The organism is Rhizobium sp. JAB6, assembly GCF_003024605.1.
In the GTDB taxonomy this organism is placed as follows: Bacteria; Pseudomonadota; Alphaproteobacteria; order Rhizobiales; family Rhizobiaceae; genus Rhizobium.
In genome coordinates, this window is record NZ_PYJQ01000009.1 from 1 (window position 1) to 23,748 (window position 23,748).

Sequence of the window (23,748 nt, forward strand, 5' to 3'; positions counted from 1 at the left end):
AGGGCCGCACGAATATTCGTGCCGCCAATATCGACGCCGATGGCGATATCAGCCATGGGCGCGCTGCCTTTGATCAGCGCCGTGCGAGCCTCCGCCCTTAAAGTGCGTCGCGATGACGGCCTGGATTTCGCGAAGCCTAGGCACCGCGACCGTCTCCAGCCGATCCTTCGTTACCGAACGATCGAGCGAGATGCAGTCTTTCCAGAGCGAGCGACCGGCAATGACGCCCGAAGCGCCGTTGCGCATGGCATCCTCGACCTGGGTAAGGAAGGTTGCATGGTCGACGCCTGCCGACAGCACCGCCCAGGGCACGTCGCCCGAAAGGCGCGTGACTTCGGCGCAGGCTTCCGACGAGCCCGGATAAGGGATTTTCAAGACCTTCGCGCCGAGATCGAGGCAGATCTTGCTGCCGCCGACAATCAGAGACGGCAGCTTCGCCTTGTACTCCGCCTCGTCCTCATCATCGAACTTGTAGGTCAGGAATTCAACGACCAGCAGAAGATCCTCATGCGCGAAATCTTCGATGCACTGCTTCAGGACCTGGATGTTGTGCACATTGGCCGCTTCCCGATCCGAGCGCAGATAGACCATGATCTTGCCGCCCGTCGCCCCGAGCTGGCGCACGCGGCGCGCGGAGACGCCCGGAACCAACTTGGATAGACGATAGCCCTCCGGCGACGTATCCCAGCCGGAGGCATCGAGGCCGATCAGCAAGGCCGTATCGCGCTGAAGGACGCGATCATCGATCAGCGCCGGCACGGCGCAGATGGGATCGACGAGAACACAGGACGCCTTGCTCGCCAGGAAACGGGCAATATCGGCCTTCGTGTCCCCCAGCACCTGATCGGAGATCGCCGCCTGCTCGGCCGGGTCCTTGGCCAAAAGGCTGCGCATACCGCCGCGCTGGTCGCAGGCAATCACCATCATGGCGCCATCGCTGCCGCAAATCTGCTGATAGCCGCGCGTCTCCGCTGTCGTCAATCTCGTCATGTGATCCTTCCTCCAGCCGTTCTGGAACGGCACCTATCCGAGCACGCCTGCTCCACTCCTCGAAGAGGGCATTGCTCTTGAAATTGAGGGCTCTCACGCGCGGTATAAACGTTGCGAAACCGGCTATTATGAGCGATAACTCCCTCAAGTGCCGCATGTGTAACACATTGCAGAAAGGAATTTCAATCTGAATTCGTCTCAATCGCAGGAGGCTGTGGCAAATCGCGCGTTGCTGCATACGGTCGCCAAATTGCACTATCAATCCGATATGGCGCAGGTGGATATCGCCAGGAAGCTCGGTCTGTCGACGGCGACGGTTTCGCGATTGCTGCAGCGAGCCCGCGCGGTCGGGATCGTCCGGATCGAAGTGATCGATCTTTCACCAGCCGAGGATTTGAGCGCTGCGCTGATCGACGGCCTGAAGCTGCGCACGGCCGCAGTGATCGATACGCCCTCATCAAACGTGCTGAGCGCGCTCGCCGCGCCTGTCGGCGCGCTTCTGCAGCAGGCGGGCCTGCGGTCCGACTCCACGCTCGGCATCGGTTGGGGGCGGGCGGTGCGCGAGGTAACGATGGCCGGTCTGCCGCATTTGCCCGGCATCGTCACGGTCGCGCTGAATGGCGGCATGCAGCAGGCGGCTCCCCATTTCCAGATCAATGAATTCGTGCGGCAAGCGGCGATCCAGATGGGCGGCGTGCCGCATTTCCTGCATGCGCCTTATATTTCTTCGGCCGAACTCCGGGATGCATTTCTTGGTGACCCCACAGTTCAACAGGTGACGTCTCTCTGGGACGGGCTGGACGCGGCCATTGTCGGTGTCGGGCTGACGCATGCTGCAAACCCTTCGGAAACGGCCTTGCCGGGAGAAAAAGCTCTAAGCCACGCAGCCGGGGATGTGCTGCGCCACTACGTCACGGAAGAAGGCGAGATCCTGCACTGGGATGGAGAGGAAGGGATGATTGCAGCCTCCCCCGAGCAATTACGAAAGGTGCCGCTCTGCATCGCCGTTGCCGCGACCCCCGGCAAGGCGAGCGGCATCATCGGAGCGGCACGATCGGGAATGATCAATGCGCTGGTCACGGACACCAATACCGCGCAGGCCATTCTCGATCGGCTGTCATTCAACCAGAAAGCCGAGGATCGATCCTGATACTCTTCGTCCGCGATTGGCGCTAAGAAACGGCAAGCGCTTATGTCGTCTGCTCATGAGTTGACGAGGCAGCAATCTCTTACGCTGCCTTTGGCAAGAGCGATTTTAGGTTCACGCCATCCGTCAAAGCTTCGATCGGCGGGATGATGAGCCTGGCAATCAACATCTCGCTCAGCTTAATATCCTTGGCAATCTTGTTGCCAGGCCCGACACCACTCGCTGCGACCAGTCTTTGTTCTGCATCGAGATGGAACAGAATGAAGGCGCCATCGCCGAGATCACGTCTGACGACCGTGCGCCCCGCATCGACGAGACCGGCGATCTGCAGCGTATGATCGTACTGATCGGACCAGAAATAGGGTACGGCGTGATAGCAGCGAGTTGCACCCATCACATTGGCCGCGGCGAGAATGCCCTGATCCTGCGCATTGCGCCAGGCTTCCAAGCGCAGCCGACGGCCGCCATAAAGCGGATGCGGAAACGAGCAGCAATCGCCGGCGGCAAAGATGTCGGCGATCGAGGTTTCCAGGTACTCGTTGACGGCGATGCCGTTATCGATCGCTATACCCGCTTCAGCGGCAAGCTCGGTGCGCGGCTGCGCGCCGATTCCAACGACGAGCACATCGGCAGCGATCACGTCTCCATCGGAAAGGGAAATGCCGACATATCGCTTATCCGCTTCGATCCCTAGAACCGCCACGCCGCATTTTACGGTGACGCCGTTGCGCCGGTGCAGGGCTGCGATCGTTTCGGCGATCGGCTCGGGTACGCCGCGCTTGAGAATGCGCTCCTGGGATTCGATGACAGTTACCTCAGCGCCGCGGCTGCGCGCCGATGCGGCAACCTCCAAGCCGATGAAGCCACCGCCAAGCACGGCGACATGCATATTTGCCCGGATATGGGAACGAAGCGCGAGCGCATCGTCGATCGTCCGCAGATAGAGGATGCGGGGGCTGGCAAGCGTGTTTGCCAGTCGCCGCGGCGCGGCCCCCGTCGTCAGCAGCAACTTGCCGTAAGACAACGCGCGACCATCCGAGAGGATGAGCCGTTTTCCAGCTGCGTCGATGGCGCCAGCCGATACGCCGCCGATGTGACGGATGGCCTTTTCAGCCAGCGCGAGGTCATTGAGAACGGCGGGCAGCCGAGGCTCCGCCGGGTCAAGCAGAACCTGTTTGGAAAGAGGCGGCCGCTCGTAGGGGAGATGAACCTCATCGCCGATCAGGGTAATCGGGTGCCAATAGCCGTTCTCCCGCAGGCTCAATGCCGCGCGTGCGCCGCATTCGCCCGCACCGACGATGATGATGCCCGCATCGCCGCTCATGCCCCGATCCCGATCAGGATGCGATCGCCCTCCACCTTGACCGGATAGGTCTTCAGATTGATGCAGACCGGCGCGCCTCGCGCTTCTCCCGTTTTGTAGCTGAAGCGGCCATTGTGCTTCGGACATTCGATGGTGTCGTCCATGACGAGCCCGTCGGCCAGATGAATTTTTTCATGGGTGCAAAGACCATCGGTCGCGAAATACTCGTCATCGGGGCTGCGATAGAGCGCAAAGGTTCGCCCGGCGTGATCGAAGCGAACAACATCTTCCTGATCGATTTCACTAGCGGCGCAGGCATCAACCCAGTTCGTCATTTCTTCCTCCTCATTGCAATCGCCGCAGGGCGTGAAAGGCATCATCCAATCTTGGGAGCAGGTCGACGTTGCGCTTTGATCGCGCATCGTTTTTTCCTCCCGACTGGTTCCAAACATGCGCGAAATGACCCCTCGCATTCCACATCGATGGTGATCATTTTTGATCATGGGGAGCTGCGTGAGAAGGCACGTCGTTAAACGGCCAAACAATAGAGCCGGAGCCTACCGAAGGGGCCGCAGGTTCCGGCATTTCCCCGCCATCGCGGGTCGTGAGATCATGGTCCCGGCCGGAAAATCCAGCCGGGCCTTCAATCCGCGTCAGCTTGGCGTGCCGGAGCGGCGAGTCCGCTTTTCGGCGTATTTCTTGGCGCGTTCCATGAAGCGCTTGTTCATGCGGTCCTCGGCCTCCTTCGAGCCGTCGTGAAAGGTGCCGAACCACTGGTCGAGCGGGATCACGCCATCGGCATAATTGCACTCGAAGAACTTGTGATGGAGGTAGTGATCATAGGCATGGGTATCGATCCCGGCTTCCTCGCTGATAACGATCTTGTCGAAACCGGCATGGCCCGGAGCCGGCGCAAGAGCAGCATGCGTCAGATGGAACAGCGCATGGATCGGATTGGAGGGCACGATCCAATGAATGAGAACGCCGGAGAAATACAGGAGATGTTCGACCGGATGCATGGCGAGACCTGACCACGGACCGGGATTGACGTTGTTGTGATGCAGCTTGTGGACCCCATGATAGAGCGGCGGCCAGTGGATCAGGCGATGCACCAGATAGAAATGCAGATCGCGGAACGCCGGGATCAGCAGCATGATGATGGCGCAATAGATCGGGTGTTTGGCAACGTCGACATAGGGAATAATGCCGTGGGCGAAGGCCCAGAGCGTCAGCACTTCGAATGCTGTCCATAAAGGCACGGCGCTTGCAAAGGTCCAGATCACGTTGTCGACGGTCTGGTTGCTGAACAGGAAGGCCGAATTATCCTTCGACGGCCACTTGCTGTTGTATTTGAAACTCGTGCCCTGCTTCTTCTGCATGTAGAGGCGCAGATGAAAGGCGCCGAAAAACAGAAAGACCAGGACGGCGTTGCGCACGAGAAGATAGGCGATCCAGCCCGGCGCTAGTGTCTTCATCATTTCCATGGAAGGTGTCGCATAGAGCCACAGCAATGTTGCGACGACGGCATAGACGGTATTCCAGGGCGTCAGATAGCCGGGATACCCGAAGAACCATTTCAGGAAGGCAACCGGTTTGGCCGGCCAGATGAAGACGGGCGGATATTGCAGAAGCTTGTTGGGTTTCCAGTCGCCGCGCTTGTCGCGCGTGCCGTAGAGCGTGTCGTCCATAGTGTGCCTCCCGGTGGATGAACTATGCGGTCAGTGTCAGCGACGTCGGCTCGAAACGACAGCATTGATTTGATGAAATTTGCTCACGGCGGGACCTTCGCCGCGGCGCTGATCAAGGGAAGGGGAGGCCTCCGAAAGTATTTTGATGAAAAACCCTCAGGCCGAGGGCTCTCGACCAAGCGAATACATCCGCATTGCAATGAAACGCGTCCATGATCAAAAGCCATCACCGTCGCAGCTGGCAAAGATTTGGGATTCATGATCTGAGCAAACCACTGGTGGGAGGAACTATGCAGAACTTACTCATATTCCAGTCGCTCTGGTCCATGGAGCGACGCAGTGCGAAATATCCAGAGCTTTCTCTGGAGGAAAATATCGAAAAGATCGCGTCCGCAGGCTTCCAAGGCATCAGTACCCATTGGTACGACCGTAAGGTCGTTTCTCGTGTCGCGGGCCTGCTCAAACAGCATGGCCTGCAGGCGGAGGGTCAATGTTTCCCCAAGACCGTCGACGATCTGAAGCCGGTGCTCGAGGTCGCGGCCGAATACAACGTCCATCATATCTGCCTGCAGCCCGATGTGCGGCTGCGTCGGCTGGAGGACTGTATTCCGCTGCTGGAGGGCTGGCAGCAGCTGGCGGAAGAGGCAGGCGTCGACGTCTGGATCGAGACGCATCGTGACCGCATGACGACGGATCTATTCTTCACGCTCGATCTCCTCGATCGGCTGCCGGATCTGCGACTGTTGGGGGATATCTCCCATTTCCTTGTGGGGCGCGAATTCGCGTGGCCGGTATCCGACGAGAACCATGCACTCATCCATCGGATACTGGATAGCTCCTGGGCTTTTCATGGCCGCGTTGCCTCACGCGAACAGGTCCAGATCGAGATTTCCTTTCCGCATCACCGGCCCTGGGTCGACCTTTTCCTCGGCTGGTGGGAATATGGCTTCAAAAGCTGGAGGAAGCGCGCCGCAAAAGACGCAACGCTCGCCTTCACCTGCGAGCTGGGCCCCAAGCCCTATGCGATCACCGGGAGGGATGGTGAAGATACCACCGACCGCTGGGAAGAATCGCTGCTTATGCGGCAAGAAATACTCGATTTGTGGGCAAAGGTATCCGCTGATAAGTCGAGTTAGATATCGATCATAGAATATTGATTTTGGAGGGATTTCCGATGGACGTAAGAGCAGCGGTCGCGGTTGCGGCGGGCAAGCGGCTTGAGGTGATGACGGTTCAACTGGAGGGGCCGAAGGCCGGCGAGGTGCTGATCGAGGTCAAGGCGACCGGCATCTGCCACACCGATGATTTCACGCTGTCCGGTGCCGATCCGGAAGGCCTGTTCCCGGCCATCCTCGGCCATGAGGGCGCCGGCATCGTCGTCGATGTCGGACCGGGCGTGACGTCGGCCAGGAAGGGCGATCACGTCATTCCGCTTTATACGCCCGAATGCCGCGAATGCCCGTCCTGCCTCAGCCGCAAGACCAACCTGTGCACGGCGATCCGCTCGACCCAGGGCCAGGGCTTGATGCCGGACGGCACCTCGCGCTTCTCGATCGGCAAGGACAAGATCCACCATTATATGGGCTGCTCGACCTTCGCCAACTATACCGTGCTGCCGGAGATTGCCGTCGCCAAGGTCAATCCCGACGCCCCCTTCGACAAGATCTGCTATATCGGCTGCGGTGTGACGACAGGCATCGGCGCCGTCATCAACACCGCCAAGGTGGAGATGGGCGCAACCGCGATCGTCTTCGGTCTCGGCGGCATCGGCCTCAATGTCATCCAGGGCCTGAGGCTTGCCGGTGCCGACATGATCATCGGCGTCGATCTCAACAATGACAAGAAGGCCTGGGGCGAGCGCTTCGGCATGACGCATTTCGTCAATCCGAAGGAGGTCGGCGACGACATCGTTCCTCACCTCGTCAACATGACGAAGCGCGGGGCCGACCAGATCGGCGGCGCCGACTATACCTTCGACTGCACCGGCAACACCAGGGTGATGCGCCAGGCGCTGGAAGCCAGCCATCGCGGCTGGGGCAAGTCGGTGGTCATCGGCGTTGCCGGCGCCGGCCAGGAGATCTCGACGCGTCCGTTCCAGCTGGTGACGGGCCGCTCGTGGATGGGCACGGCCTTCGGCGGCGCGCGCGGCCGCACCGATGTTCCCAAGATCGTCGACTGGTACATGCAGGGCAAGATCGAGATCGATCCGATGATCACCCACACCATGCCGCTCGAAGACATCAACAAGGGCTTCGAGCTCATGCATTCCGGTGAAAGCATCCGCAGCGTCGTACTCTATTGAGGCAGAAAGCCATTCGACTGGACGAATGCGGTGCGTGAGGAATGCACCGCATATCGCTGAAAAGATTTGATATCATGATCTATGTCGATGCCGACGCCTGCCCGGTCAAGCCGGAAATCCTGAAGGTTGCCGAACGTCACGGCATTGAGGTGACCTTCGTCGCCAATTCCGGGCTGCGGCCGTCGCGGGATCCGATGGTGCACAACGTCATCGTCTCCAATGCTTTCGACGCTGCCGACAATTGGATCGCCGAGCATGCCGGCGCCGGCGATATCGTCGTCACCGCGGACGTACCGCTTGCCGGCCGCTGCGTTGCCACCGGAGCGCTGGTGACGGGACCCACCGGCCGCATCTTCGACAAGACCAATATCGGCATGGCGACCGCCATGCGCGACCTCGGCGCGCACCTTCGCGAAACCGGCGAAAGCAAGGGCTACAACGCCGCCTTCTCGCCGCGCGACCGCTCCGCCTTTCTCGAAACTTTCGACCGGCTTTGCCGACGTTCAAAAATCCACCAAGCGCCTGGAGGCCAGCCGTGAACATCATTTCCCAGAACACCGCCTTTGGCGGCATGCAGGGTGTCTTCTCGCATGAGTCCGAAGCCTGCAGATGCGAGATGACCTTCGCCGTCTTCGTGCCACCGCAGGCGATCAAGGAGCCTCGACCGGTCCTCTGGTATCTCTCCGGCCTTACCTGCACCCATGCCAATGTCATGGAAAAAGGCGAGTATCGCCGCATGGCCGCCGAACTCGGCCTGATCATCGTCTGCCCCGACACCAGCCCGCGCGGCAATGAAGTGCCGGACGAGCTCACCAACTGGCAGATGGGCAAAGGCGCCGGCTTTTATCTCGATGCCACCGAGACGCCCTGGGCCGAAAACTATCAGATGTATACCTACATCACCGAGGAGCTGCCCGCTCTCATCGCTAAGCAATTCCGGGCCGACATGAGCCGCCAGGGGATTTTCGGCCATTCCATGGGCGGTCACGGCGCCATGACGATCGCGTTGAAGAACCCGGAGCGTTTCAAGAGCTGCTCGGCCTTCGCGCCCATCGTGCAGCCTTCGACGGCGGACTGGTCGGCTCCTGCCTTCGAAAAATATCTCGGCAGCGATAAAGCCCCATGGCGCCGCTATGACGCCTGCGCGCTCGTCGAAGACGGCGCCCGCTTCCCCGAATTCCTGATCGATCAGGGCAAGGCAGACAGCTTCCTCGAAAACGGTCTGCGCCCCTGGCTGTTCGAAGACGCGATCAAAGGCACGGATATCAGCCTGACGTTACGCATGCACGAGCGCTATGATCATTCCTACTATTTCATCTCCACCTTCATGGACGATCACCTGAAGTGGCATGCCGAACGGCTGGAAAAGTAAAGGTAGCTCGATCGCCTTGAAATAACTAGGCGGCGAAGGCATATGGGAAACAGGCAGACGGCTGCGGCGGCCGACATACAAATCGGCCGTAGACATCGCGGGGACGGCCTCGCTCTTAACGAAGGAGCGTAAAATGGCTTGGTTCCTGCTTTTCCTCGCAGGCTTGTTCGAAATCGGCTGGGCCGTCGGCCTGAAATATACCGACGGCTTCACCCGGCTGGTACCGACTACCCTCACCGTCATCTCCATGGTCATCAGCGTCGTGCTTCTCGGTCTGGCCGTAAAAACCTTGCCGATGGGCACAGCCTATGCGGTCTGGACCGGCATCGGCACCGTCGGCACGGTTCTGCTGGGCATTTGGTTGCTCGGCGATCCTGCAACTTTCGTCCGATTGCTTTGCATCGGCCTTATCGTGGTCGGCATTGCCGGGCTGAAGCTTGCTGCTTAAGAGGCGGCAGTCATCGGCGCTGGCGATTGTCCAGCGCCCATTTCCCCGGTCCGGAAAACACCAGAAACAGGAAGATGAAGCAGAACAGGATGGCTCCCTCTCCCTCGTTATTGGCCGGGAAGAAATTGATCGGCATATGCACCATGAAATAGGCAATCGCCATTTCACCGCTCAAGAGAAAGGCGATCGGCCGGGTTAAAAGCCCAAGCAAAACAAGGATGCCGCCGACAAGTTCAATAATTCCCGCCACGAAGAACAACGTCGTGATTTCGTAAGGCGCCGGCGGAAGGCCGAAGACCTTTTGCGTACCGTGCTCGATGAACAGCAGCGCGGTTATGATTCGCAAAACCGCGAGCGCAGTGGGCTGATAAGGCGAGAAGCGCTCGGGAAATGACATGAGGATCTCCGTTCGATAGGGGATGCGAAGGAGATCCTGTCAAAAGTGCTCTCGCTTCGCTGATAACGCAGTAAACACGCGAGAGACGAATTTATTCGCCGGACCCGGCAATTCAACCGAGCCCGACGGAGAGGCTGCTTACTTCTTGTTGTTGTCGATCGCCAGCAGGCCCGGACCTGCGAAGATCAGGAACAGGAAGACGAAGCAGTAGAGGATCGCCGCGTCACCGCCATTGTTGGCCGGGAAAAAATTCTTCGGATAATGCGCCATGAAATAGGCGACTGCCATGTTGCCGCAAAGAATGAATGCGACCGGACGGGTAAAGAAGCCGACGATCGTCGCCAGTCCACCTACGACTTCAAGGATACCCTGAACCAACAGCAGGGTCGGCAACGGGCTCGGGAACTGACCGCCGAGCGGAAAGCCAAACAGCTTCTGCAAGCCGTGTTCGATGAACAACACGCCGGTGACGACGCGCAAGACAGTAAGAGCATAGGGCTGATATTGGTTCAGCCGATTGGAAAGCGCCATGTTAAACTCCAGTTTTAACTCCCCCACGAGGAAGCAATAGAGCGCACGCCTGGCAACGTGAAAACACGGCTTCTGACGTCGGATCAATTTTCTGTGTGATGTCCGTGACTCGTTGTCACGGACTCAAAGCGGGATGTTGTCGTGCTTCTTCCAGGGATTGGTCAGATCCTTGTTACGCAACATCCGGAGCCCCTGCGCCAGCCGCCGCCGCGTTGAACGCGGCATGATCACTTCGTCTATGTAGCCGCGCTCTGCGGCAACGAAGGGCGACAGGAAACGATCTTCGTACATCTTGGTATGGGCCGCGATCTTCTCGGGATCGGCAATATCCTTGCGGAAGATGATCTCGACAGCGCCCTTAGCGCCCATGACGGCGATCTGCGCCGTCGGCCAGGCATAATTGAGATCGCCGCGCAGATGTTTCGAGGCCATGACGTCATAGGCACCGCCGAAGGCCTTGCGGGTAATAACGGTCAGCTTCGGCACGGTCGCTTCGGCATAGGCGAAGAGCAGCTTCGCGCCGTGCTTGATCAAGCCACCATATTCCTGCGCCGTTCCCGGCAGAAAGCCGGGCACGTCGACGAAGGTGACGATCGGGATATTGAAGCAATCGCAGAAGCGCACGAAGCGCGCAGCCTTCCGAGAGGCGTCGCTATCGAGAACGCCGGCAAGCACCATCGGTTGATTGGCGACAAAGCCGACGGTAGCACCCTCGATGCGCCCGAAACCGCAGACGATGTTCTTGGCGAAGCTTTCCTGGATCTCGAAGAAATCGCCCTCGTCCGCCACCTTCAGGATCAGCTCCTTGATGTCGTAAGGCTTGTTGGCATTCGCCGGAATCAGCGTATCGAGCGAATTATCCGGTTCCGTCACCGACTGATAGCACTCGATTTCCGGCACCGCTGCCGTATTCGATTGCGGCAGAAAATCGACGAGGCGGCGTACCTGCAACAGGGTATCGACATCATTGTCATAGGCGGCGTCGGCAATCGAGGATTTCGTCGTGTGCACGGAGGCGCCGCCGAGCTGTTCGGATGTCACGGTCTCGTTGGTAACGGTCTTCACTACATCCGGCCCGGTGACGAACATGTAGGAGGTGTCGCGCACCATGAAGATGAAATCTGTCATGGCCGGAGAATAGACGTCGCCGCCGGCACAAGGCCCCATGATCACGGAAATCTGCGGAATGACGCCGGAGGCGAGCACATTGCGCTGAAATACCTCGGCATAGCCGCCGAGTGCGGCCACGCCTTCCTGGATGCGGGCACCGCCGGCGTCATAGATACCGATGATCGGCGCCCGGTTCTTCAGCGCCATATCCTGTACCTTGGTGATCTTTTCTGCATGTGCTTCTGAAAGAGACCCACCGAAGACGGTGAAATCCTTAGCAAAAATGAAGACGGTTCGTCCGTTGACCGTACCCCAGCCGGTCACGACGCCGTCACCGGCGATCTTGCTCTTGTCCATGCCGAAATCGGTCGAGCGATGCTCAACGAACATATCGAATTCTTCGAAAGAGCCCCCGTCAAGGAAGATATCGATGCGCTCGCGCGCCGTCAGCTTGCCGCGTGCATGCTGCGCGTCGATGCGCGCCTGCCCGCCGCCCAGTCTCGCGATCTCACGACGACGTTCCAGTTCCTGCAGGATTTCCTTCATGCGGTCCTCTCTCCCTCACCACTTGGGCTTAGCATGGCGCGAGCCTTGTTTGAAGCTGTTGGCTCAGTTTGCGAGCCGTGGTGTGTTCAGCGAAAAGATGGAGCGAACCCGCGCGGCGATATCTTCCGCCATAAGCTCATCCGCGGTGGCAGGATCAGGAGCGACAGTTCTGATCTCGAACGACGCCATGGCAACCACAGAGCCGCCATCGGCCGCGGCCGCATCGATATTGATTTTGGCGCTGCTGCGGTCGCGATTGAAGCCGCGCGCCTTGCGGACGTCACTCAGTCGGATGGTAATGGCAACCGGCGGCAATTGCGGACTGAAGCTTGTTGCAGCGATCGCAGCGTTGACGCGATCATTGACGGCTGTGACCAGCGCCGGCGAGACCGGCGGCAGAGCCTGATCGGCTACAACGGTTGCACTGCGCACGGCATAGGTTGGAGGTGGAGGATCGACGGACCAGCTCGAGCAAGCGGCCAATGCCAGAACTCCCACGAGCGCCGGTATGGCTCTTGGCCTCCACAACAACATGATCCCTGCCCCGACTTTCGAATTTGCAAGATACGCAGATCGATATAAAGGACTGGAAATCAACAATATTCAACTGCGAAGCGCGGAAAAAACCTCTGTCGCGGCCTGAAATTCTTCAAAACGTTGTGCACGACGCTGCTCGGCTTCTTCGTCGCTACCCCAATGCTCGATCGTCCAATCCTCGTCGAGATGAGCGAGCGACCAGACCTCCACAAGCGGCAGGAAACCCTCCGCGAAGGCCAGCGCCAGGATTGCCGAACCGGTCAACGTGGTGATCGTATGCAGGCTCGCAAGCTCCATCGGCGTATCGTACTTGCGCAGTGCGGAAGAGAAGGCCGCGATAGCCTCTCCAGGCTGTTCCTGATGCATGACGCCTTCGGCCAGAATGAAGCGAGCCCCGAAATCGCGCGCAGCCCATTCGATCACTGGATTCCAGCGCTCCGATTGGCGCTCGACAAGCCGCTCCGGCCCTTCGGCGCGGTAGCAGAGCAGATCGCTGCCCGAAAAGCGGACGATTTCGTCGAATACAGCCTGGCTTTCCGTCGCAACACCATCGATGGCCGTGTTGACGAGGCGCGTTACCGGCATGGTGGCGGGATCGATTACGTCAGTCTGTCGTGCCCACTCGGAGGCCACCAGTCGGGCAAGCGCTTCCGTCGGCAGGGCCAGGGAATGGCGCGCCGGCGTCTTCACCACCTTGCCGTCAAGAGCGACGGCATGACCGCCCTCTTCCTCGGTGATCGTCACATCCTTGTAGAAGCGTTTCGGCAAAGGCTTCTTCATCTGGATCTGCGCGCGGCGGATCGGATCGGGATGGCTCAAACCTTCGGAGAGATCGTTCAACAGGTCGCGCATGGCGTCACCTCAGAGAATATGGCTCAACAAATCGTTCGGATGATGGGCGATGGCATCGGCGCCTGCTGCCAGCAGCTCCTCGACGGAAGCATAGCCCCAGGCGACACCGATGGCAGTCGCGCCCGCCGCCTTCGCCATCTGCATGTCGTAGATCGCATCGCCGATCACGATGGTATCGTGACGGTCCATGCCAGTCTCGTCGCAGCATTCCGTCACCATCGCCGGATGCGGCTTCGACGGGCAATCGTCGGCAGTGCGCGAGACGATAAAATAGGGCGTGAACTCGTTGACCTCAAGGATATGGGTCAAACCGCGGCGGGATTTGCCCGTGACGGCACCTATCAGCAACTCATCGCGCGCCGCGAGCGTCTCGATCAGGGGCTTGATGCCGTCGAAAAGCGGCGTCTGCATGTCGGCCTCGTCGCGAACGCCGGGAAAGATCGATTTGTAATGCGCCGTCATGGCGATCGCTTCGTCATCGACATGTGGCTTGCCCTGCAGGCGGGCAATGGCGATATCGAGCGTCAGGCCAATGATCGATTTCGTCGCGGAAACATCGGGACGCTTGTAGCCGAAGGCCACGAAGGTGCGCGCCATGACCTCGTGGATCAGCCGCGCGCTGTCGACCAGCGTGCCGTCGCAATCGAATAGGACCAGCTTCATTCGTCGTCCGGCTCCCCTGCCGATTCCATATCGAAGCCGAGAAGGTTCCAGGTCTGCACCATGTGCGGTGGCAAAGGCGCGGTGACGCGCAGGCGTCCGCCGCTCGGATGCGGGATATCGATATGGCGGGCATGCAGATGCAGGCGCTTCTGGACACCGCCCGGGAAATCCCAGTTCGGATCGTCATCGAAATATTTGGGATCGCCGATGATCGGATGGCCCATATGCAGCGCGTGGACACGCAGCTGGTGGGTACGGCCGGTATAGGGCTCCATTTCCAGCCAGGCGAGGCTCTGCGCTGCGGTCTCGAGCACGCGATAATAGGAGATGGCGTGATCGGCGCCCTCCTCTCCATGCTTGGCGATGCGCATGCGGTCGCCGTCCGGCGTCGCTTCCTTCACCAGCCAGGTGGAGATCTTGTCCTCATGCTTGCGCGGCACGCCCTTGACCAGCGACCAATAGGTCTTCTTGGTATCGCGCTCACGGAAGGCCGCCGTCAGCTTCTGCGCGGCACCGCGGGTGCGGGCAACAACGAGCACGCCCGATGTGTCGCGGTCGAGACGGTGAACGAGCCGCGGCTTCTCGCCTTTCTTGCTCGTCCATGCCTCGAGCATCTTGTCGATATGACGCGTGAGGCCGGAGCCGCCCTGCACCGCAAGGCCGGCCGGCTTGTTCAGCACATAGACTTTGTCGTCTTCATGCAGCAGCATGCGTGCAAGAAGCTCGGCATCGCCGGAGTGTTTGAGGTCGTTGCCCGCGATCGGACCGCTCTTCGTTCCCTTTGCATCGACATCGAGCGGCGGCACACGCACCATCTGGCCCGGCTGCACGCGCGCATCCGTCTTCACGCGGCCGCCATCGACGCGCACCTGGCCCGAGCGCATCAACTTCTGCAATTGCCCGAAGCCCAGCCCCGGAAAATGCACCTTGAACCAGCGGTCGAGGCGCATGCCGGCCTCGTCAGGCTCGACCTTAATATGCTCAATCCCGGCCATTCTTCTTCTTTCAAATACCGCAGCATGTTCCGGACCTAGCCAAACATCTGTTCGGCGGAAGCATGCAAATTCAAACGACGGGACAATCGGCCCGCAGCCGGAGATTTCCCGGCCTTTTGACGTGGCTTTAGTGCATTTCGAGGAAAAGTGGAAACCGAATTATACGGCAGGATAACTTTCTGGCTCAATTTCCCTTGGCTGAGACGACGGGCAGATTGATGTCCACCATGCCCGCCTTGTCGAACATCAGCATCACGGGCACCGTGCCGCCCTGCTTGAAAGGCGTCTTCACCTGTTTGAACATCATGTGCATCGTATTCGGCGCGAGTGTCACGGTCGCGCCGGCGGGAATGGCGATGCCGCCTTTCACCTCGCGCATCTTCATGATCTCGCCTTCCATCTTCATCTCGTGCAATTCCACCTTACCGGCGGATGATGAGGTGACAGAAGTGAGCCTGTCGTCGGTCTCGCCGGTATTGTGAATGGTAATGTAACCGCCGCCGACCGGTTGGCCGGGAAGCATGGCGCGAACATAGCCGCCGCTGATATCGAGATCGCCAAGCTTGGCGGCGGCCGAACCGGAAGGTGCCGCACCCGCATCCATGTGCATACCGGGCATGGATTTCATCGCGCTGCCGTCCTCAGCCATGGCTCCACCGAACGGAAGCGAAAATGCGCCAATCGAAATCAGCAATGCGGCGGCATGGTTGCGGTTCATGGTCATCTCCTGCCCGGCTCCTCAATTGACGAGAAGGGATAGCCTCTCCCATCTCCATTGCAAAGGCCCGTACTCATTAGGAAACGCAGGATTGATCGGCGCGACAAAAATTTGTTCAGCGGCGACATTTGCCACTTGCCATCCTCAGCCGGGACCGGATAATGGCTATCAACCTTGTTGGGAGAATCCGGTGCAAGCCGGTGCCGAAGGAGCAACCGCCCCGGAAACTCTCAGGCCAAAGGACCAGCAAGGGGCAGACGGAACTCTGGAGAGAAGCGCGCAAGCGTTCGCCGAAGGGATAACAATCTCAGGCAAACAGACAGAGGGGGCTCATCGTCAGGCGTTATCGCGCCGAAATTGTGAGCTCTGCGCTTCGAAACGAGCGCAAAACCCGGAGGCGTCATTGGACGAGACCGCTGCCCTCAAAACCACACCCCTTCACGCCCTGCATGTGTCGCTCGGTGCCCGCATGGTACCATTCGCGGGCTACGACATGCCCGTGCAATATGCGCCCGGCGTTTTGAAGGAACATCTTTGGACTCGATCCTCCGCCGGCCTGTTCGACGTGTCGCATATGGGTCAGGTGACGATCCGCGCCCGTTCCGGCAAATATGAGGATGCGGCATTGGCACTGGAAAGCCTGGTGCCGGTCGATATTCTCGGCCTCGCCGAAGGCCGCCAGCGCTACGGCTTCTTCACCGACGACAGGGGCGGCATCCTCGACGATCTGATGATCACCCACCTGGATGACCATCTTTTTGTTGTCGTCAACGCTGCCTGCAAAGAACAAGATTTCAAGCAGCTTCAAGACCATATTGGCGATAGCTGCGAAATTACATTACTCGATCGCGCGCTTATCGCCCTGCAGGGACCGCGCGCCGTCGATGTGCTTGCCGAGCTCTGGGCCGATATCGCCTATATGAAATTCATGGACGTGCGCCATTGTCGCCTCCACGATGTCTCGTGCCTCGTCTCGCGCTCCGGCTATAGCGGCGAAGACGGCTTCGAAATTTCGGTCCCGGCTGACAAGGCCGAGGATATCGCCAAGCGGCTGCTGGAGCATCCGGACGTGCAGCCGATCGGGCTCGGCGCGCGAGACTCGCTGCGCCTCGAAGCCGGCCTCTGCCTCTATGGCAACGATATCGACCAGACGACGACGCCAATCGAAGGCGCGCTGGAATGGGCGATCCAGAAGGCCCGCAAGACCGGCGGCGCCCGCGCTGGCGGCTTTCCTGGAGCAGCGCGCATTCTCGGCGAGCTTGACGGCGGCACCGCGCGCCGTCGCGTCGGCCTGAAGCCCGAGGGCAAGGCGCCGGTACGCGCTCACGCCAAACTCTATGCCGATGCCGAAGGCAAGACAGAGATCGGCGAAGTCACGTCGGGTGGTTTCGGACCGACCGTCGAGGGGCCGGTCGCCATGGGCTACGTGCCGAGCGAATTCACCGCTCCGGGCACCATCATCTACGCTGAAGTACGCGGCAAATACCTGCCCCTCGCCGTCAGCGCCCTGCCTTTCATCACACCTACCTACAAACGCTGAACGTCTTTTCCAGAGAGGATTATCCATGCTGAAATTCACCGAAGAACATGAGTGGCTGAAGGTCGAAGGCGATGTCGCAATCGTGGGCATTACGGCCCATGCCGCCGAACAGCTTGGTGATCTCGTTTTCGTGGAATTGCCCGAGGTCGGCGCTAGCTTCTCCAAGGGAGCCGACGCGGCAACCGTCGAATCCGTCAAGGCAGCCTCCGAAGTCTATTGTCCGCTCGACGGAGAGATCACCGAAGTCAACGAAGCCATCACTGCCGATCCGGCCCTCGTCAATTCCGACCCGATGGGTGCCGGCTGGTTCTTCAAGCTTAAACTGAAGAATGTCGGTGATCTCGATGGTCTCCTTGATGAATCCGGTTACAAGGAGCTGATCGGATAATGACGACGCCGACTGAGTTCACATTCACCGACTACCAGCCCTACGATTTCGCCAATCGCCGCCATATCGGCCCGTCTCCCTCGGAGATGGCTGATATGCTCAAAGTGATCGGCTATAAGAGCCTCGACGGCCTGATCGACGCGACGTTGCCGCCGGCAATCCGTCAGAAGACGCCGCTCACCTGGGGCGCGCCGATGACGGAGCGCGAGGCGCTCGACCGGCTGCGCGAGACCGCCAACAAGAACAAGGTTCTCGTTTCGCTCATCGGCCAGGGCTATTACGGCACGATCACGCCGCCAGTCATCCAGCGCAACATCCTGGAAAATCCGGCCTGGTACACGGCCTATACACCCTACCAGCCGGAAATCAGCCAGGGCCGCCTCGAGGCGCTGCTGAACTACCAGACGATGATCAGCGACCTCACGGGTCTCGATGTCGCCAACGCCTCGCTGCTCGATGAAGCGACCGCCGCAGCCGAAGGCATGGCGATGGCGGAACGCGTCGCGAAATCGAAGGCAAAAGCCTTCTTCGTCGATGCCGGCTGCCATCCCCAGACCATCGCGCTCATCAAGACCCGCGCGGAGCCGCTAGGCTGGACCGTCATCGTCGGCAATCCCTTCACCGATCTCGATCCGGTCGTTGTTTTCGGCGCGATCTTTCAGTATCCGGGCACCCATGGTCACATCGACGATTTCAGCGGCCTGATCGCCCGCCTGCACCAGACCGGGGCAATCGCCGTCGTGGCGACCGATCTCCTGGCATTGACCCTGCTGAAATCGCCGGGTGAAATGGGCGCGGATATCGCGATCGGCTCGTCGCAGCGCTTCGGCGTTCCGGTTGGCTACGGCGGGCCGCATGCCGCGTTTATGGCCGTGAAGGATGACTACAAGCGCTCCATGCCGGGGCGTCTCGTCGGCGTCTCGGTCGATGCCCGCGGCAATCGCGCCTATCGCCTCTCGCTGCAGACTCGCGAGCAGCATATCCGGCGCGAAAAGGCGACGTCGAACATCTGCACCGCGCAGGTGCTGCTTGCCGTCATGGCCTCCATGTACGCGGTCTTCCACGGCCCGCAGGGTCTCAAAGCCATCGCCCAGCAGGTCCACCAGAAGGCCGTACTGATGGCCAAGGGCCTGGAAAAATTGGGCTACTCAGTCGAGCCGGAGACCTTCTTCGATACGATCACCGTCGAAGTCGGCCATATGCAGGGTCTGATCCTGCGCGCAGCCGTCGCCGAAGGCGTCAACCTGCGCAAGGTCGGTGAAACCAAGATCGGCCTGAGCCTGGACGAGCGCACCCGTCCGGCAACGGTCGAAGCCGTCTGGCGCGCATTCGGCGGCAATTTCCGCATTGCCGATTTCGAGCCGTCCTACCGCCTGCCGAAGACTCTTCTGCGCACCAGCGAATACCTGGCGCACCCGATCTTCCATATGAACCGCGCTGAAAGCGAGATGACGCGCTATATCCGTCGTCTCTCCGACCGCGATCTGGCGCTCGACCGTTCGATGATCCCGCTCGGCTCCTGCACCATGAAGCTGAACGCGACGGCGGAAATGCTGCCGATCACCTGGCCGGAATTCTCCGACATCCATCCCTTCGTGCCGGCCGACCAGGCGCTCGGCTACCGCGAGATGATCGATGATCTGACGGACAAGCTCTGCGCCATCACCGGCTATGACGGCTTCTCCATGCAGCCGAATTCCGGTGCGCAGGGCGAATATGCCGGCCTCCTCACCATCCGCAACTACCACATTGCCAATGGCCAGGGTCATCGCGACATATGCCTCATTCCTACCTCTGCCCACGGCACCAATCCGGCCTCGGCGCAGATGGCAGGCATGAAGGTCGTGGTCGTCAAGGTCAGCGACGACGGCGATATCGACATGGCCGATTTCCGTGCCAAGACTGAGCAATATGCCGACAACCTGTCCTGCTGCATGATCACCTATCCTTCGACGCACGGCGTGTTCGAGGAGACGGTGAAAGAGATCTGCGATCTCGTGCACAAGCATGGCGGCCAGGTCTATCTTGATGGCGCCAACATGAACGCCATGGTCGGCCTGTCGCGCCCGGGCGATATCGGCTCCGATGTCAGCCACCTCAACCTGCACAAGACCTTCTGCATCCCACATGGCGGCGGCGGCCCCGGCATGGGCCCGATCGGCGTCAAGGCGCATCTGGCGCCTCACCTGCCCGGCCATCCGGAAACCGACGGCCGCAGCGGCGCGGTCTCGGCGGCAGCCTTCGGCTCGGCCTCCATTCTGCCGATCTCCTGGAGCTATTGCCTGATGATGGGCGGCGAAGGTTTGACGCAGGCGACGAAGGCGGCGATCCTCAATGCCAACTACATCGCTGCCCGGCTGAAGGGCGCCTACGACGTGCTCTACAAGTCCAAGGACGGACGCGTGGCGCATGAGTGCATCATCGATACCCGCCCGCTCGCCGCAACCGCCGGCGTGACGGTCGACGACGTCGCCAAGCGCCTGATCGATTGCGGCTTCCATGCACCGACCATGAGCTGGCCGGTTGCCGGCACGCTGATGATCGAGCCGACCGAATCGGAAACCAAGGCCGAACTCGACCGCTTCTGTGAGGCGATGCTGGCCATCCGCGAGGAAGCCCGCGCCATCGACGACGGCCGGATGGACAAGACCAACAATCCGCTGAAGAACGCACCGCATACGGTAGAAGATCTCGTCGGAGAATGGGATCGTCCCTATTCGCGCGAGCAGGCCTGCTTCCCGCCCGGTGCTTTCCGCGTCGACAAATACTGGTCTCCGGTCAACCGCATCGACAATGTCTATGGCGACCGCAACCTGATCTGCACCTGCCCGCCGCTGGAATCCTACGCCGAAGCAGCCGAGTAGGATTTTTGCAAAAAAGCGAAGCGGTTCAGTCGCTTCGGCGGAAACAGACATAAATCTATTGTGAAACTTGTCTATGAAAACGCCGCGTGTCCGAACGGATGCGCGGCGTTTTTGATGACGCAGCAATGGGGCCCTGGAATTCAGATTTATGCCGGAACGATTCGACGTGGACAATCCCGACAGCTACATCGCCGCCGCCTTCGAAACTGATGATCCGGCCTCGATCGCCAAGGCCTTGGGTGAAGTGGCTCGCACACGCAACATGAGCAAGCTCGCCAAGGATGTCGGCATGAACCGCTCGGCACTCTATCGTGCGCTGAGTGGCGACGGCAATCCGGAGTTCGCGACGATCCTGAAGGTCGTCAGGGCGCTCGGGCTCAAGCTGACGCCGGTGCCGGCCACGCATTGTGAGTCCGCATGATCAGCCGATCAATTCCTCCAAAGTCAGAAGGATCAGAAAACCCGCAAAGAACATAGCGGTCACCCACGGGCGATCCGGCGTTTCGTGGGCTTCGACCAACAACTCCTCAGTGACGAGATAGAGAAGCGCAATCAGCCCGAATGCGAAGAAGCCAGTCAGAATCGGGCCGGGCAATGAAGCGATCGGCGTTCCCAGCAAGGCGCCGATCGGCAGCAGCAGCGCAAGCGCTGCCGTGATTGCGACGATCCTGGCTCGAGAGCGAACGCTCTCACCAAGCTCATTCGCTACCGTCAAGCCAAGAAACAGCACCTCTAGCGCCAGCGCGATCGTCAGCAGCAAACCAACTTTAGGGCCAGCCGCAAAGCCGATGCCGAGCACCAGGCCGTCGATCAGAATGTCGATGCCGATGGCGGCCAGAAGACCGACCGGTCCTTTGGCCCAGTTTTCCAATTGCTTGACCAGCAGCATCACGCCGACACCTATCGCGCCGCCAGTCACTGTGGCGACAGGAGAGCCGCGGTGCATGATATCAGGCAGAATTTCTCCGGCTGCGGCCGCAAACACGACGCCGGCGGCAAAATGCTGGATTGCGCTGATAAGATTGGGGCCTGGCCGCGTATTCACGGCAACCGCGGCGCCGGCGATCGCAGCGCCCGCCGGGATCAATGTATAAACCCATGCCGCAGCCGCCATAAAATTCTCCCGCCGCACGCACCAACGATTTTAACCAGTTTGGCCGGGAGCCAAAGAGGTCGCGGATAAATCGAGGCGTGTGCTGATCAAAGCACGAAACGCATTGCGGTGAAATATGGAGAACCAGCTTTAAGCGGGTTGCGCTGCCTGTCGTTGCGCAGCAAGAGCGGCGAGATCGGCAGGCTTCAATTCAACGGATTCGCCGCAGCCACAGGCCGATGTCTGGTTCGGATTGGTGAAGGTGAAGCCCGAACGCAGCGTGGTCACCTCGAAGTCCATTTCCGTGCCGAGCAAATAGAGTACTGCTGATGGCTCGACCCAGACCTTCGCTCCGTCACGCTCGATCAGGTCGTCCTTGGCATTCGGCTCGGTCACCAGATCAATGGTATATTCCATCCCGGCACAGCCGCCCTTCTTGATGCCGACGCGAACGCCCTTGGCATCGGGACCGGAATTACCGACGATCGCCTTGACGCGGGCGGCCGCCGCATCCGTCATGCTCATGACTGCAAAGCCCATTGGCTCATTCTCCTTCCGCAACCGGGGTCAAGATCCGGCGCTTCGACTCTCAATGTAAAGCCGGCGGCTTAAAGCTTCAATACCAGCCGACAGCGACCTGTGCCTCTTCCGACATGCGATCCGGCGTCCATGGCGGATCGAAGGTCATGCTGACATCGACACCAGAGACGCCTTCCACGGCGCCAACGGCATTTTCCACCCAGCCCGGCATTTCGCCGGCAACCGGGCAACCAGGCGCCGTCAACGTCATGAGGATCTTCACCATGCGGTCGTCTTCGATATCGATCTTGTAGACCAAGCCGAGCTCGAAGATATCGGCGGGAATTTCGGGGTCGTAGACCGTCTTCAGCGCAGAAATGATGTCGTCGCTGAGGCGCGCCAGCTCATCTGCGGGAATGCTGGAATGCACGATCCCTTCGCGTACGTCGATCTTCTGTTCGCTTTCGTCGAGTGACATCGCTTGCCTCCTCAGGCAAAGAATTTCCGTGCATATTCCAGTGCGTCGGCCAGGGCATCCACTTCGGCGCGCGTATTGTACATGCCGAACGAGGCACGGCATGTGGAGGTGACGCCGAAGCGTTTCAAGAGCGGCTGGGCGCAATGGGTGCCGGCACGAACCGCGACACCCTGGCGGTCGATCACCATCGAGACGTCGTGGGAATGGATACCCGCAAGCTCGAAGGAGAAGATGCCGCCCTTGCCGGGCGCCGTGCCGATGACGCGCAGCGAGTTGATATCGCGCAGCCGTTCCGCCGCATAGGCAGCCAGATCGGCCTCGTGGCGCGCAATCGCTTCCCGGCCGATACCGTCCATATAATCCAGCGCGTAGCCAAGACCAATCGCCTGGACGATCGGCGGCGTTCCTGCTTCGAAGCGGTGCGGCGGATCGTTGTAGGTGACGTTTTCCTCGGTGACGTCGAAAATCATCTCGCCGCCGCCCTGGAACGGCCGCATCTCGGCAAGCCGCTCCTTCTTGCCGTAGAGAACGCCGATACCCGAAGGGCCATAGAGCTTGTGACCGGTCATCACGTACCAGTCGCAATCGATGTCCTGCACATCGACCGGCATATGCACCGCACCCTGCGAGCCATCGATCAGGACGGGTATACCGCGCTCATGGGCGATGCGGCACACTTCCTTCACGGGAACGACGGTTCCCAGCGCATTCGACATATGGGTGATGGCGACGAGCTTGGTGCGTTCCGTGAGGCTTTTCTCGAAATCCTCGACATGGAACGCGCCCTCGTCGTCGACGGGCACCCAGACGAGCTTCGCACCCTGACGCTCCCGGATGAAATGCCAGGGAACGATGTTGGAGTGATGTTCCATGATGGAGACGACAATCTCGTCGCCCTCGCCGATCTCAGGCATGCCCCAGCCGTAGGCGACCGTATTTATCGCTTCCGTCGAATTCTTGGTGAAAACGATATCGTCAATCGATGGCGCATTCAGGAAGCGGCGCACCTTTTCGCGAGCCGCTTCATAGGCTTCCGTCGCCGCATTGGACAGGAAATGGAGGCCGCGATGCACATTCGCATATTCATTGGAATAGGCATGCGAGATGGCATCGATGACGACCTGCGGCTTCTGCGCGGAGGCGCCATTGTCGAGATAGACCAGTGGCTTGCCATGTACCGTCTTCGCCAAGATCGGAAAATCCCGGCGAATGGCTTCGACGTCATAGGCCGTTGCCGGCACGATCTTGTCCACGGGCTTTGCCTCCA

Annotated in this window: 26 protein-coding genes and 2 riboswitches; of the genes, 10 read left to right on the top strand and 16 right to left on the bottom strand. The window is 60.0% G+C overall.

The features are described 5' to 3' along the window. Nucleotides 1–48 precede the first annotated feature (48 nt). Nucleotides 49–990, bottom strand: coding sequence for a tagatose-bisphosphate aldolase (locus C7U61_RS10025; RefSeq protein WP_106997956.1), 942 nt, complete (start codon nt 988–990; stop codon nt 49–51). Nucleotides 991–1,219: 229 nt separating this feature from the next. On the opposite strand from C7U61_RS10025, the gene C7U61_RS10030 reads away from it, so the two are divergent. Further along, on the top strand, nt 1,220–2,140 hold the full coding sequence (locus C7U61_RS10030; protein ID WP_181315856.1) for a sugar-binding domain-containing protein: 921 nt from the start codon (nt 1,220–1,222) through the stop codon (nt 2,138–2,140). Nucleotides 2,141–2,219: 79 nt separating this feature from the next. On the opposite strand, the gene C7U61_RS10035 is transcribed toward C7U61_RS10030, so the two are convergent. From C7U61_RS10035 to C7U61_RS10045, 3 genes are all read right to left on the bottom strand, one after another. Further along, on the bottom strand, nt 2,220–3,461 hold the full coding sequence (locus tag C7U61_RS10035; RefSeq protein WP_106997957.1) for an FAD-dependent oxidoreductase: 1,242 nt from the start codon (nt 3,459–3,461) through the stop codon (nt 2,220–2,222). After that, complete coding sequence (locus C7U61_RS10040; RefSeq protein WP_106999040.1) at nt 3,458–3,775, bottom strand: MocE family 2Fe-2S type ferredoxin; 318 nt, start codon at nt 3,773–3,775, stop codon at nt 3,458–3,460. Before C7U61_RS10040 ends, C7U61_RS10035 begins: the two co-directional genes overlap by 4 nt. Before the next feature lie 318 nt (nt 3,776–4,093). Further along, nucleotides 4,094–5,128 (bottom strand): sterol desaturase family protein, encoded by a 1,035-nt coding sequence (locus C7U61_RS10045; RefSeq protein ID WP_106997958.1) that lies wholly within the window; start codon nt 5,126–5,128, stop codon nt 4,094–4,096. Nucleotides 5,129–5,418: 290 nt separating this feature from the next. Here C7U61_RS10045 and C7U61_RS10050 point away from each other — a divergent pair, with 290 nt between their 5' ends. The 5 genes from C7U61_RS10050 to sugE all read left to right on the top strand — a co-directional run bounded on the left by C7U61_RS10050 (nt 5,419) and on the right by sugE (nt 9,250). After that, entirely contained in the window at nt 5,419–6,264 is an 846-nt protein-coding gene (locus C7U61_RS10050; RefSeq protein WP_106997959.1) for a TIM barrel protein, read from the top strand. A gap of 38 nt (nt 6,265–6,302) precedes the next feature. Beyond that, nucleotides 6,303–7,430 carry an S-(hydroxymethyl)glutathione dehydrogenase/class III alcohol dehydrogenase gene (locus tag C7U61_RS10055; RefSeq protein ID WP_106997960.1) on the top strand — a complete coding sequence of 376 codons (1,128 nt, stop codon included), beginning with the start codon at nt 6,303–6,305 and terminating at the stop codon, nt 7,428–7,430. Nucleotides 7,431–7,504: 74 nt separating this feature from the next. Continuing rightward, nucleotides 7,505–7,969 (top strand): YaiI/YqxD family protein, encoded by a 465-nt coding sequence (locus C7U61_RS10060; RefSeq protein WP_106999041.1) that lies wholly within the window; start codon nt 7,505–7,507, stop codon nt 7,967–7,969. After that, the gene (fghA, locus tag C7U61_RS10065) at nt 7,966–8,802 is read left to right on the top strand and encodes an S-formylglutathione hydrolase (protein ID WP_106997961.1); all 837 of its coding nucleotides are present in this window, start codon (nt 7,966–7,968) and stop codon (nt 8,800–8,802) included. Before C7U61_RS10060 ends, fghA begins: the two co-directional genes overlap by 4 nt. A 133-nt stretch (nt 8,803–8,935) precedes the next feature. Next, entirely contained in the window at nt 8,936–9,250 is a 315-nt protein-coding gene (gene sugE, locus C7U61_RS10070) for a quaternary ammonium compound efflux SMR transporter SugE (RefSeq protein WP_106997962.1), read from the top strand. Nucleotides 9,251–9,260: 10 nt separating this feature from the next. Here the strand turns inward: sugE and C7U61_RS10075 are convergent, their stop codons facing one another. From C7U61_RS10075 to C7U61_RS10110, 8 genes are all read right to left on the bottom strand, one after another. Next, on the bottom strand, nt 9,261–9,647 hold the full coding sequence (locus C7U61_RS10075; protein WP_106997963.1) for a DoxX family protein: 387 nt from the start codon (nt 9,645–9,647) through the stop codon (nt 9,261–9,263). Nucleotides 9,648–9,785: 138 nt separating this feature from the next. Further along, nucleotides 9,786–10,178 carry a DoxX family protein gene (locus C7U61_RS10080; RefSeq protein WP_106997964.1) on the bottom strand — a complete coding sequence of 131 codons (393 nt, stop codon included), beginning with the start codon at nt 10,176–10,178 and terminating at the stop codon, nt 9,786–9,788. Nucleotides 10,179–10,301: 123 nt separating this feature from the next. After that, complete coding sequence (locus tag C7U61_RS10085; protein ID WP_106997965.1) at nt 10,302–11,834, bottom strand: acyl-CoA carboxylase subunit beta; 1,533 nt, start codon at nt 11,832–11,834, stop codon at nt 10,302–10,304. A gap of 63 nt (nt 11,835–11,897) precedes the next feature. Further along, nucleotides 11,898–12,368, bottom strand: coding sequence for a hypothetical protein (locus tag C7U61_RS10090; RefSeq protein ID WP_106997966.1), 471 nt, complete (start codon nt 12,366–12,368; stop codon nt 11,898–11,900). 69 nt (nt 12,369–12,437) lie between these two features. Then, entirely contained in the window at nt 12,438–13,223 is a 786-nt protein-coding gene (locus C7U61_RS10095; RefSeq protein ID WP_106997967.1) for an ATP12 family chaperone protein, read from the bottom strand. A gap of 9 nt (nt 13,224–13,232) precedes the next feature. Beyond that, nucleotides 13,233–13,886, bottom strand: a complete 654-nt coding sequence (locus C7U61_RS10100; RefSeq protein ID WP_106997968.1) for an HAD-IA family hydrolase — start codon at nt 13,884–13,886, stop codon at nt 13,233–13,235. After that, nucleotides 13,883–14,881: an RluA family pseudouridine synthase gene (locus C7U61_RS10105; RefSeq protein WP_106997969.1), complete on the bottom strand. Its 999-nt coding sequence runs from the start codon at nt 14,879–14,881 to the stop codon at nt 13,883–13,885. The genes C7U61_RS10100 and C7U61_RS10105 overlap by 4 nt, the downstream gene beginning before the upstream one ends. Before the next feature lie 184 nt (nt 14,882–15,065). Then, a complete protein-coding gene (locus C7U61_RS10110) occupies nt 15,066–15,599 on the bottom strand; it encodes a copper chaperone PCu(A)C (RefSeq protein ID WP_106997970.1) in 534 nt (177 codons plus the stop codon). A gap of 168 nt (nt 15,600–15,767) precedes the next feature. Further along, a riboswitch (glycine riboswitch) is annotated at nt 15,768–15,851 on the top strand. Nucleotides 15,852–15,854: 3 nt separating this feature from the next. Next, a riboswitch (glycine riboswitch) is annotated at nt 15,855–15,932 on the top strand. A 70-nt stretch (nt 15,933–16,002) separates the two neighbouring features. On the opposite strand from C7U61_RS10110, the gene gcvT reads away from it, so the two are divergent. The 4 genes from gcvT (at nt 16,003) to C7U61_RS10130 (ending at nt 20,812) form a co-directional block, all read left to right on the top strand. Then, nucleotides 16,003–17,139 (top strand): glycine cleavage system aminomethyltransferase GcvT, encoded by a 1,137-nt coding sequence (gcvT, locus tag C7U61_RS10115; RefSeq protein ID WP_106997971.1) that lies wholly within the window; start codon nt 16,003–16,005, stop codon nt 17,137–17,139. Between the two features lie 25 nt (nt 17,140–17,164). Further along, nucleotides 17,165–17,527 carry a glycine cleavage system protein GcvH gene (gcvH, locus tag C7U61_RS10120; RefSeq protein ID WP_106997972.1) on the top strand — a complete coding sequence of 121 codons (363 nt, stop codon included), beginning with the start codon at nt 17,165–17,167 and terminating at the stop codon, nt 17,525–17,527. Further along, entirely contained in the window at nt 17,527–20,391 is a 2,865-nt protein-coding gene (gene gcvP, locus C7U61_RS10125) for an aminomethyl-transferring glycine dehydrogenase (protein WP_106997973.1), read from the top strand. The genes gcvH and gcvP overlap by 1 nt, the downstream gene beginning before the upstream one ends. Nucleotides 20,392–20,539: 148 nt before the next feature. After that, a complete protein-coding gene (locus tag C7U61_RS10130) occupies nt 20,540–20,812 on the top strand; it encodes an addiction module antidote protein (protein ID WP_106997974.1) in 273 nt (90 codons plus the stop codon). Here C7U61_RS10130 and C7U61_RS10135 read toward each other — a convergent pair whose 3' ends face one another. The 4 genes from C7U61_RS10135 to C7U61_RS10150 all read right to left on the bottom strand — a co-directional run bounded on the left by C7U61_RS10135 (nt 20,813) and on the right by C7U61_RS10150 (nt 23,734). Next, nucleotides 20,813–21,505, bottom strand: a complete 693-nt coding sequence (locus C7U61_RS10135) for a transporter (protein WP_106997975.1) — start codon at nt 21,503–21,505, stop codon at nt 20,813–20,815. 129 nt (nt 21,506–21,634) lie between these two features. Further along, a complete protein-coding gene (gene sufA / locus C7U61_RS10140; protein WP_106997976.1) occupies nt 21,635–22,024 on the bottom strand; it encodes a Fe-S cluster assembly scaffold SufA in 390 nt (129 codons plus the stop codon). A 76-nt stretch (nt 22,025–22,100) separates the two neighbouring features. Beyond that, on the bottom strand, nt 22,101–22,481 hold the full coding sequence (locus tag C7U61_RS10145; protein WP_106997977.1) for an SUF system Fe-S cluster assembly protein: 381 nt from the start codon (nt 22,479–22,481) through the stop codon (nt 22,101–22,103). An 11-nt stretch (nt 22,482–22,492) separates the two neighbouring features. Continuing rightward, entirely contained in the window at nt 22,493–23,734 is a 1,242-nt protein-coding gene (locus C7U61_RS10150) for a cysteine desulfurase (RefSeq protein ID WP_106999042.1), read from the bottom strand. Between the last annotated feature and the right edge of the window lie 14 nt (nt 23,735–23,748).

Excerpts from the sequence above, each read along its gene's own strand:
- C7U61_RS10025 (WP_106997956.1), bottom strand. The coding sequence starts at position 990 with ATGACGAGATTGACGACAGCGGAGACGCGCGGCTATCAGCAGATTTGC.
- C7U61_RS10035 (WP_106997957.1), bottom strand. The coding sequence starts at position 3,461 with ATGAGCGGCGATGCGGGCATCATCATCGTCGGTGCGGGCGAATGCGGC.
- C7U61_RS10040 (WP_106999040.1), bottom strand. The coding sequence starts at position 3,775 with ATGACGAACTGGGTTGATGCCTGCGCCGCTAGTGAAATCGATCAGGAA.
- C7U61_RS10045 (WP_106997958.1), bottom strand. The coding sequence starts at position 5,128 with ATGGACGACACGCTCTACGGCACGCGCGACAAGCGCGGCGACTGGAAA.
- C7U61_RS10050 (WP_106997959.1), top strand. The coding sequence starts at position 5,419 with ATGCAGAACTTACTCATATTCCAGTCGCTCTGGTCCATGGAGCGACGC.
- C7U61_RS10055 (WP_106997960.1), top strand. The coding sequence starts at position 6,303 with ATGGACGTAAGAGCAGCGGTCGCGGTTGCGGCGGGCAAGCGGCTTGAG.
- C7U61_RS10060 (WP_106999041.1), top strand. The coding sequence starts at position 7,505 with ATGATCTATGTCGATGCCGACGCCTGCCCGGTCAAGCCGGAAATCCTG.
- sugE (WP_106997962.1), top strand. The coding sequence starts at position 8,936 with ATGGCTTGGTTCCTGCTTTTCCTCGCAGGCTTGTTCGAAATCGGCTGG.
- C7U61_RS10075 (WP_106997963.1), bottom strand. The coding sequence starts at position 9,647 with ATGTCATTTCCCGAGCGCTTCTCGCCTTATCAGCCCACTGCGCTCGCG.
- C7U61_RS10080 (WP_106997964.1), bottom strand. The coding sequence starts at position 10,178 with ATGGCGCTTTCCAATCGGCTGAACCAATATCAGCCCTATGCTCTTACT.
- C7U61_RS10085 (WP_106997965.1), bottom strand. The coding sequence starts at position 11,834 with ATGAAGGAAATCCTGCAGGAACTGGAACGTCGTCGTGAGATCGCGAGA.
- C7U61_RS10090 (WP_106997966.1), bottom strand. The coding sequence starts at position 12,368 with ATGTTGTTGTGGAGGCCAAGAGCCATACCGGCGCTCGTGGGAGTTCTG.
- C7U61_RS10095 (WP_106997967.1), bottom strand. The coding sequence starts at position 13,223 with ATGCGCGACCTGTTGAACGATCTCTCCGAAGGTTTGAGCCATCCCGAT.
- C7U61_RS10100 (WP_106997968.1), bottom strand. The coding sequence starts at position 13,886 with ATGAAGCTGGTCCTATTCGATTGCGACGGCACGCTGGTCGACAGCGCG.
- C7U61_RS10105 (WP_106997969.1), bottom strand. The coding sequence starts at position 14,881 with ATGGCCGGGATTGAGCATATTAAGGTCGAGCCTGACGAGGCCGGCATG.
- C7U61_RS10110 (WP_106997970.1), bottom strand. The coding sequence starts at position 15,599 with ATGAACCGCAACCATGCCGCCGCATTGCTGATTTCGATTGGCGCATTT.
- gcvH (WP_106997972.1), top strand. The coding sequence starts at position 17,165 with ATGCTGAAATTCACCGAAGAACATGAGTGGCTGAAGGTCGAAGGCGAT.
- gcvP (WP_106997973.1), top strand. The coding sequence starts at position 17,527 with ATGACGACGCCGACTGAGTTCACATTCACCGACTACCAGCCCTACGAT.
- C7U61_RS10130 (WP_106997974.1), top strand. The coding sequence starts at position 20,540 with ATGCCGGAACGATTCGACGTGGACAATCCCGACAGCTACATCGCCGCC.
- C7U61_RS10135 (WP_106997975.1), bottom strand. The coding sequence starts at position 21,505 with ATGGCGGCTGCGGCATGGGTTTATACATTGATCCCGGCGGGCGCTGCG.
- sufA (WP_106997976.1), bottom strand. The coding sequence starts at position 22,024 with ATGGGCTTTGCAGTCATGAGCATGACGGATGCGGCGGCCGCCCGCGTC.
- C7U61_RS10145 (WP_106997977.1), bottom strand. The coding sequence starts at position 22,481 with ATGTCACTCGACGAAAGCGAACAGAAGATCGACGTACGCGAAGGGATC.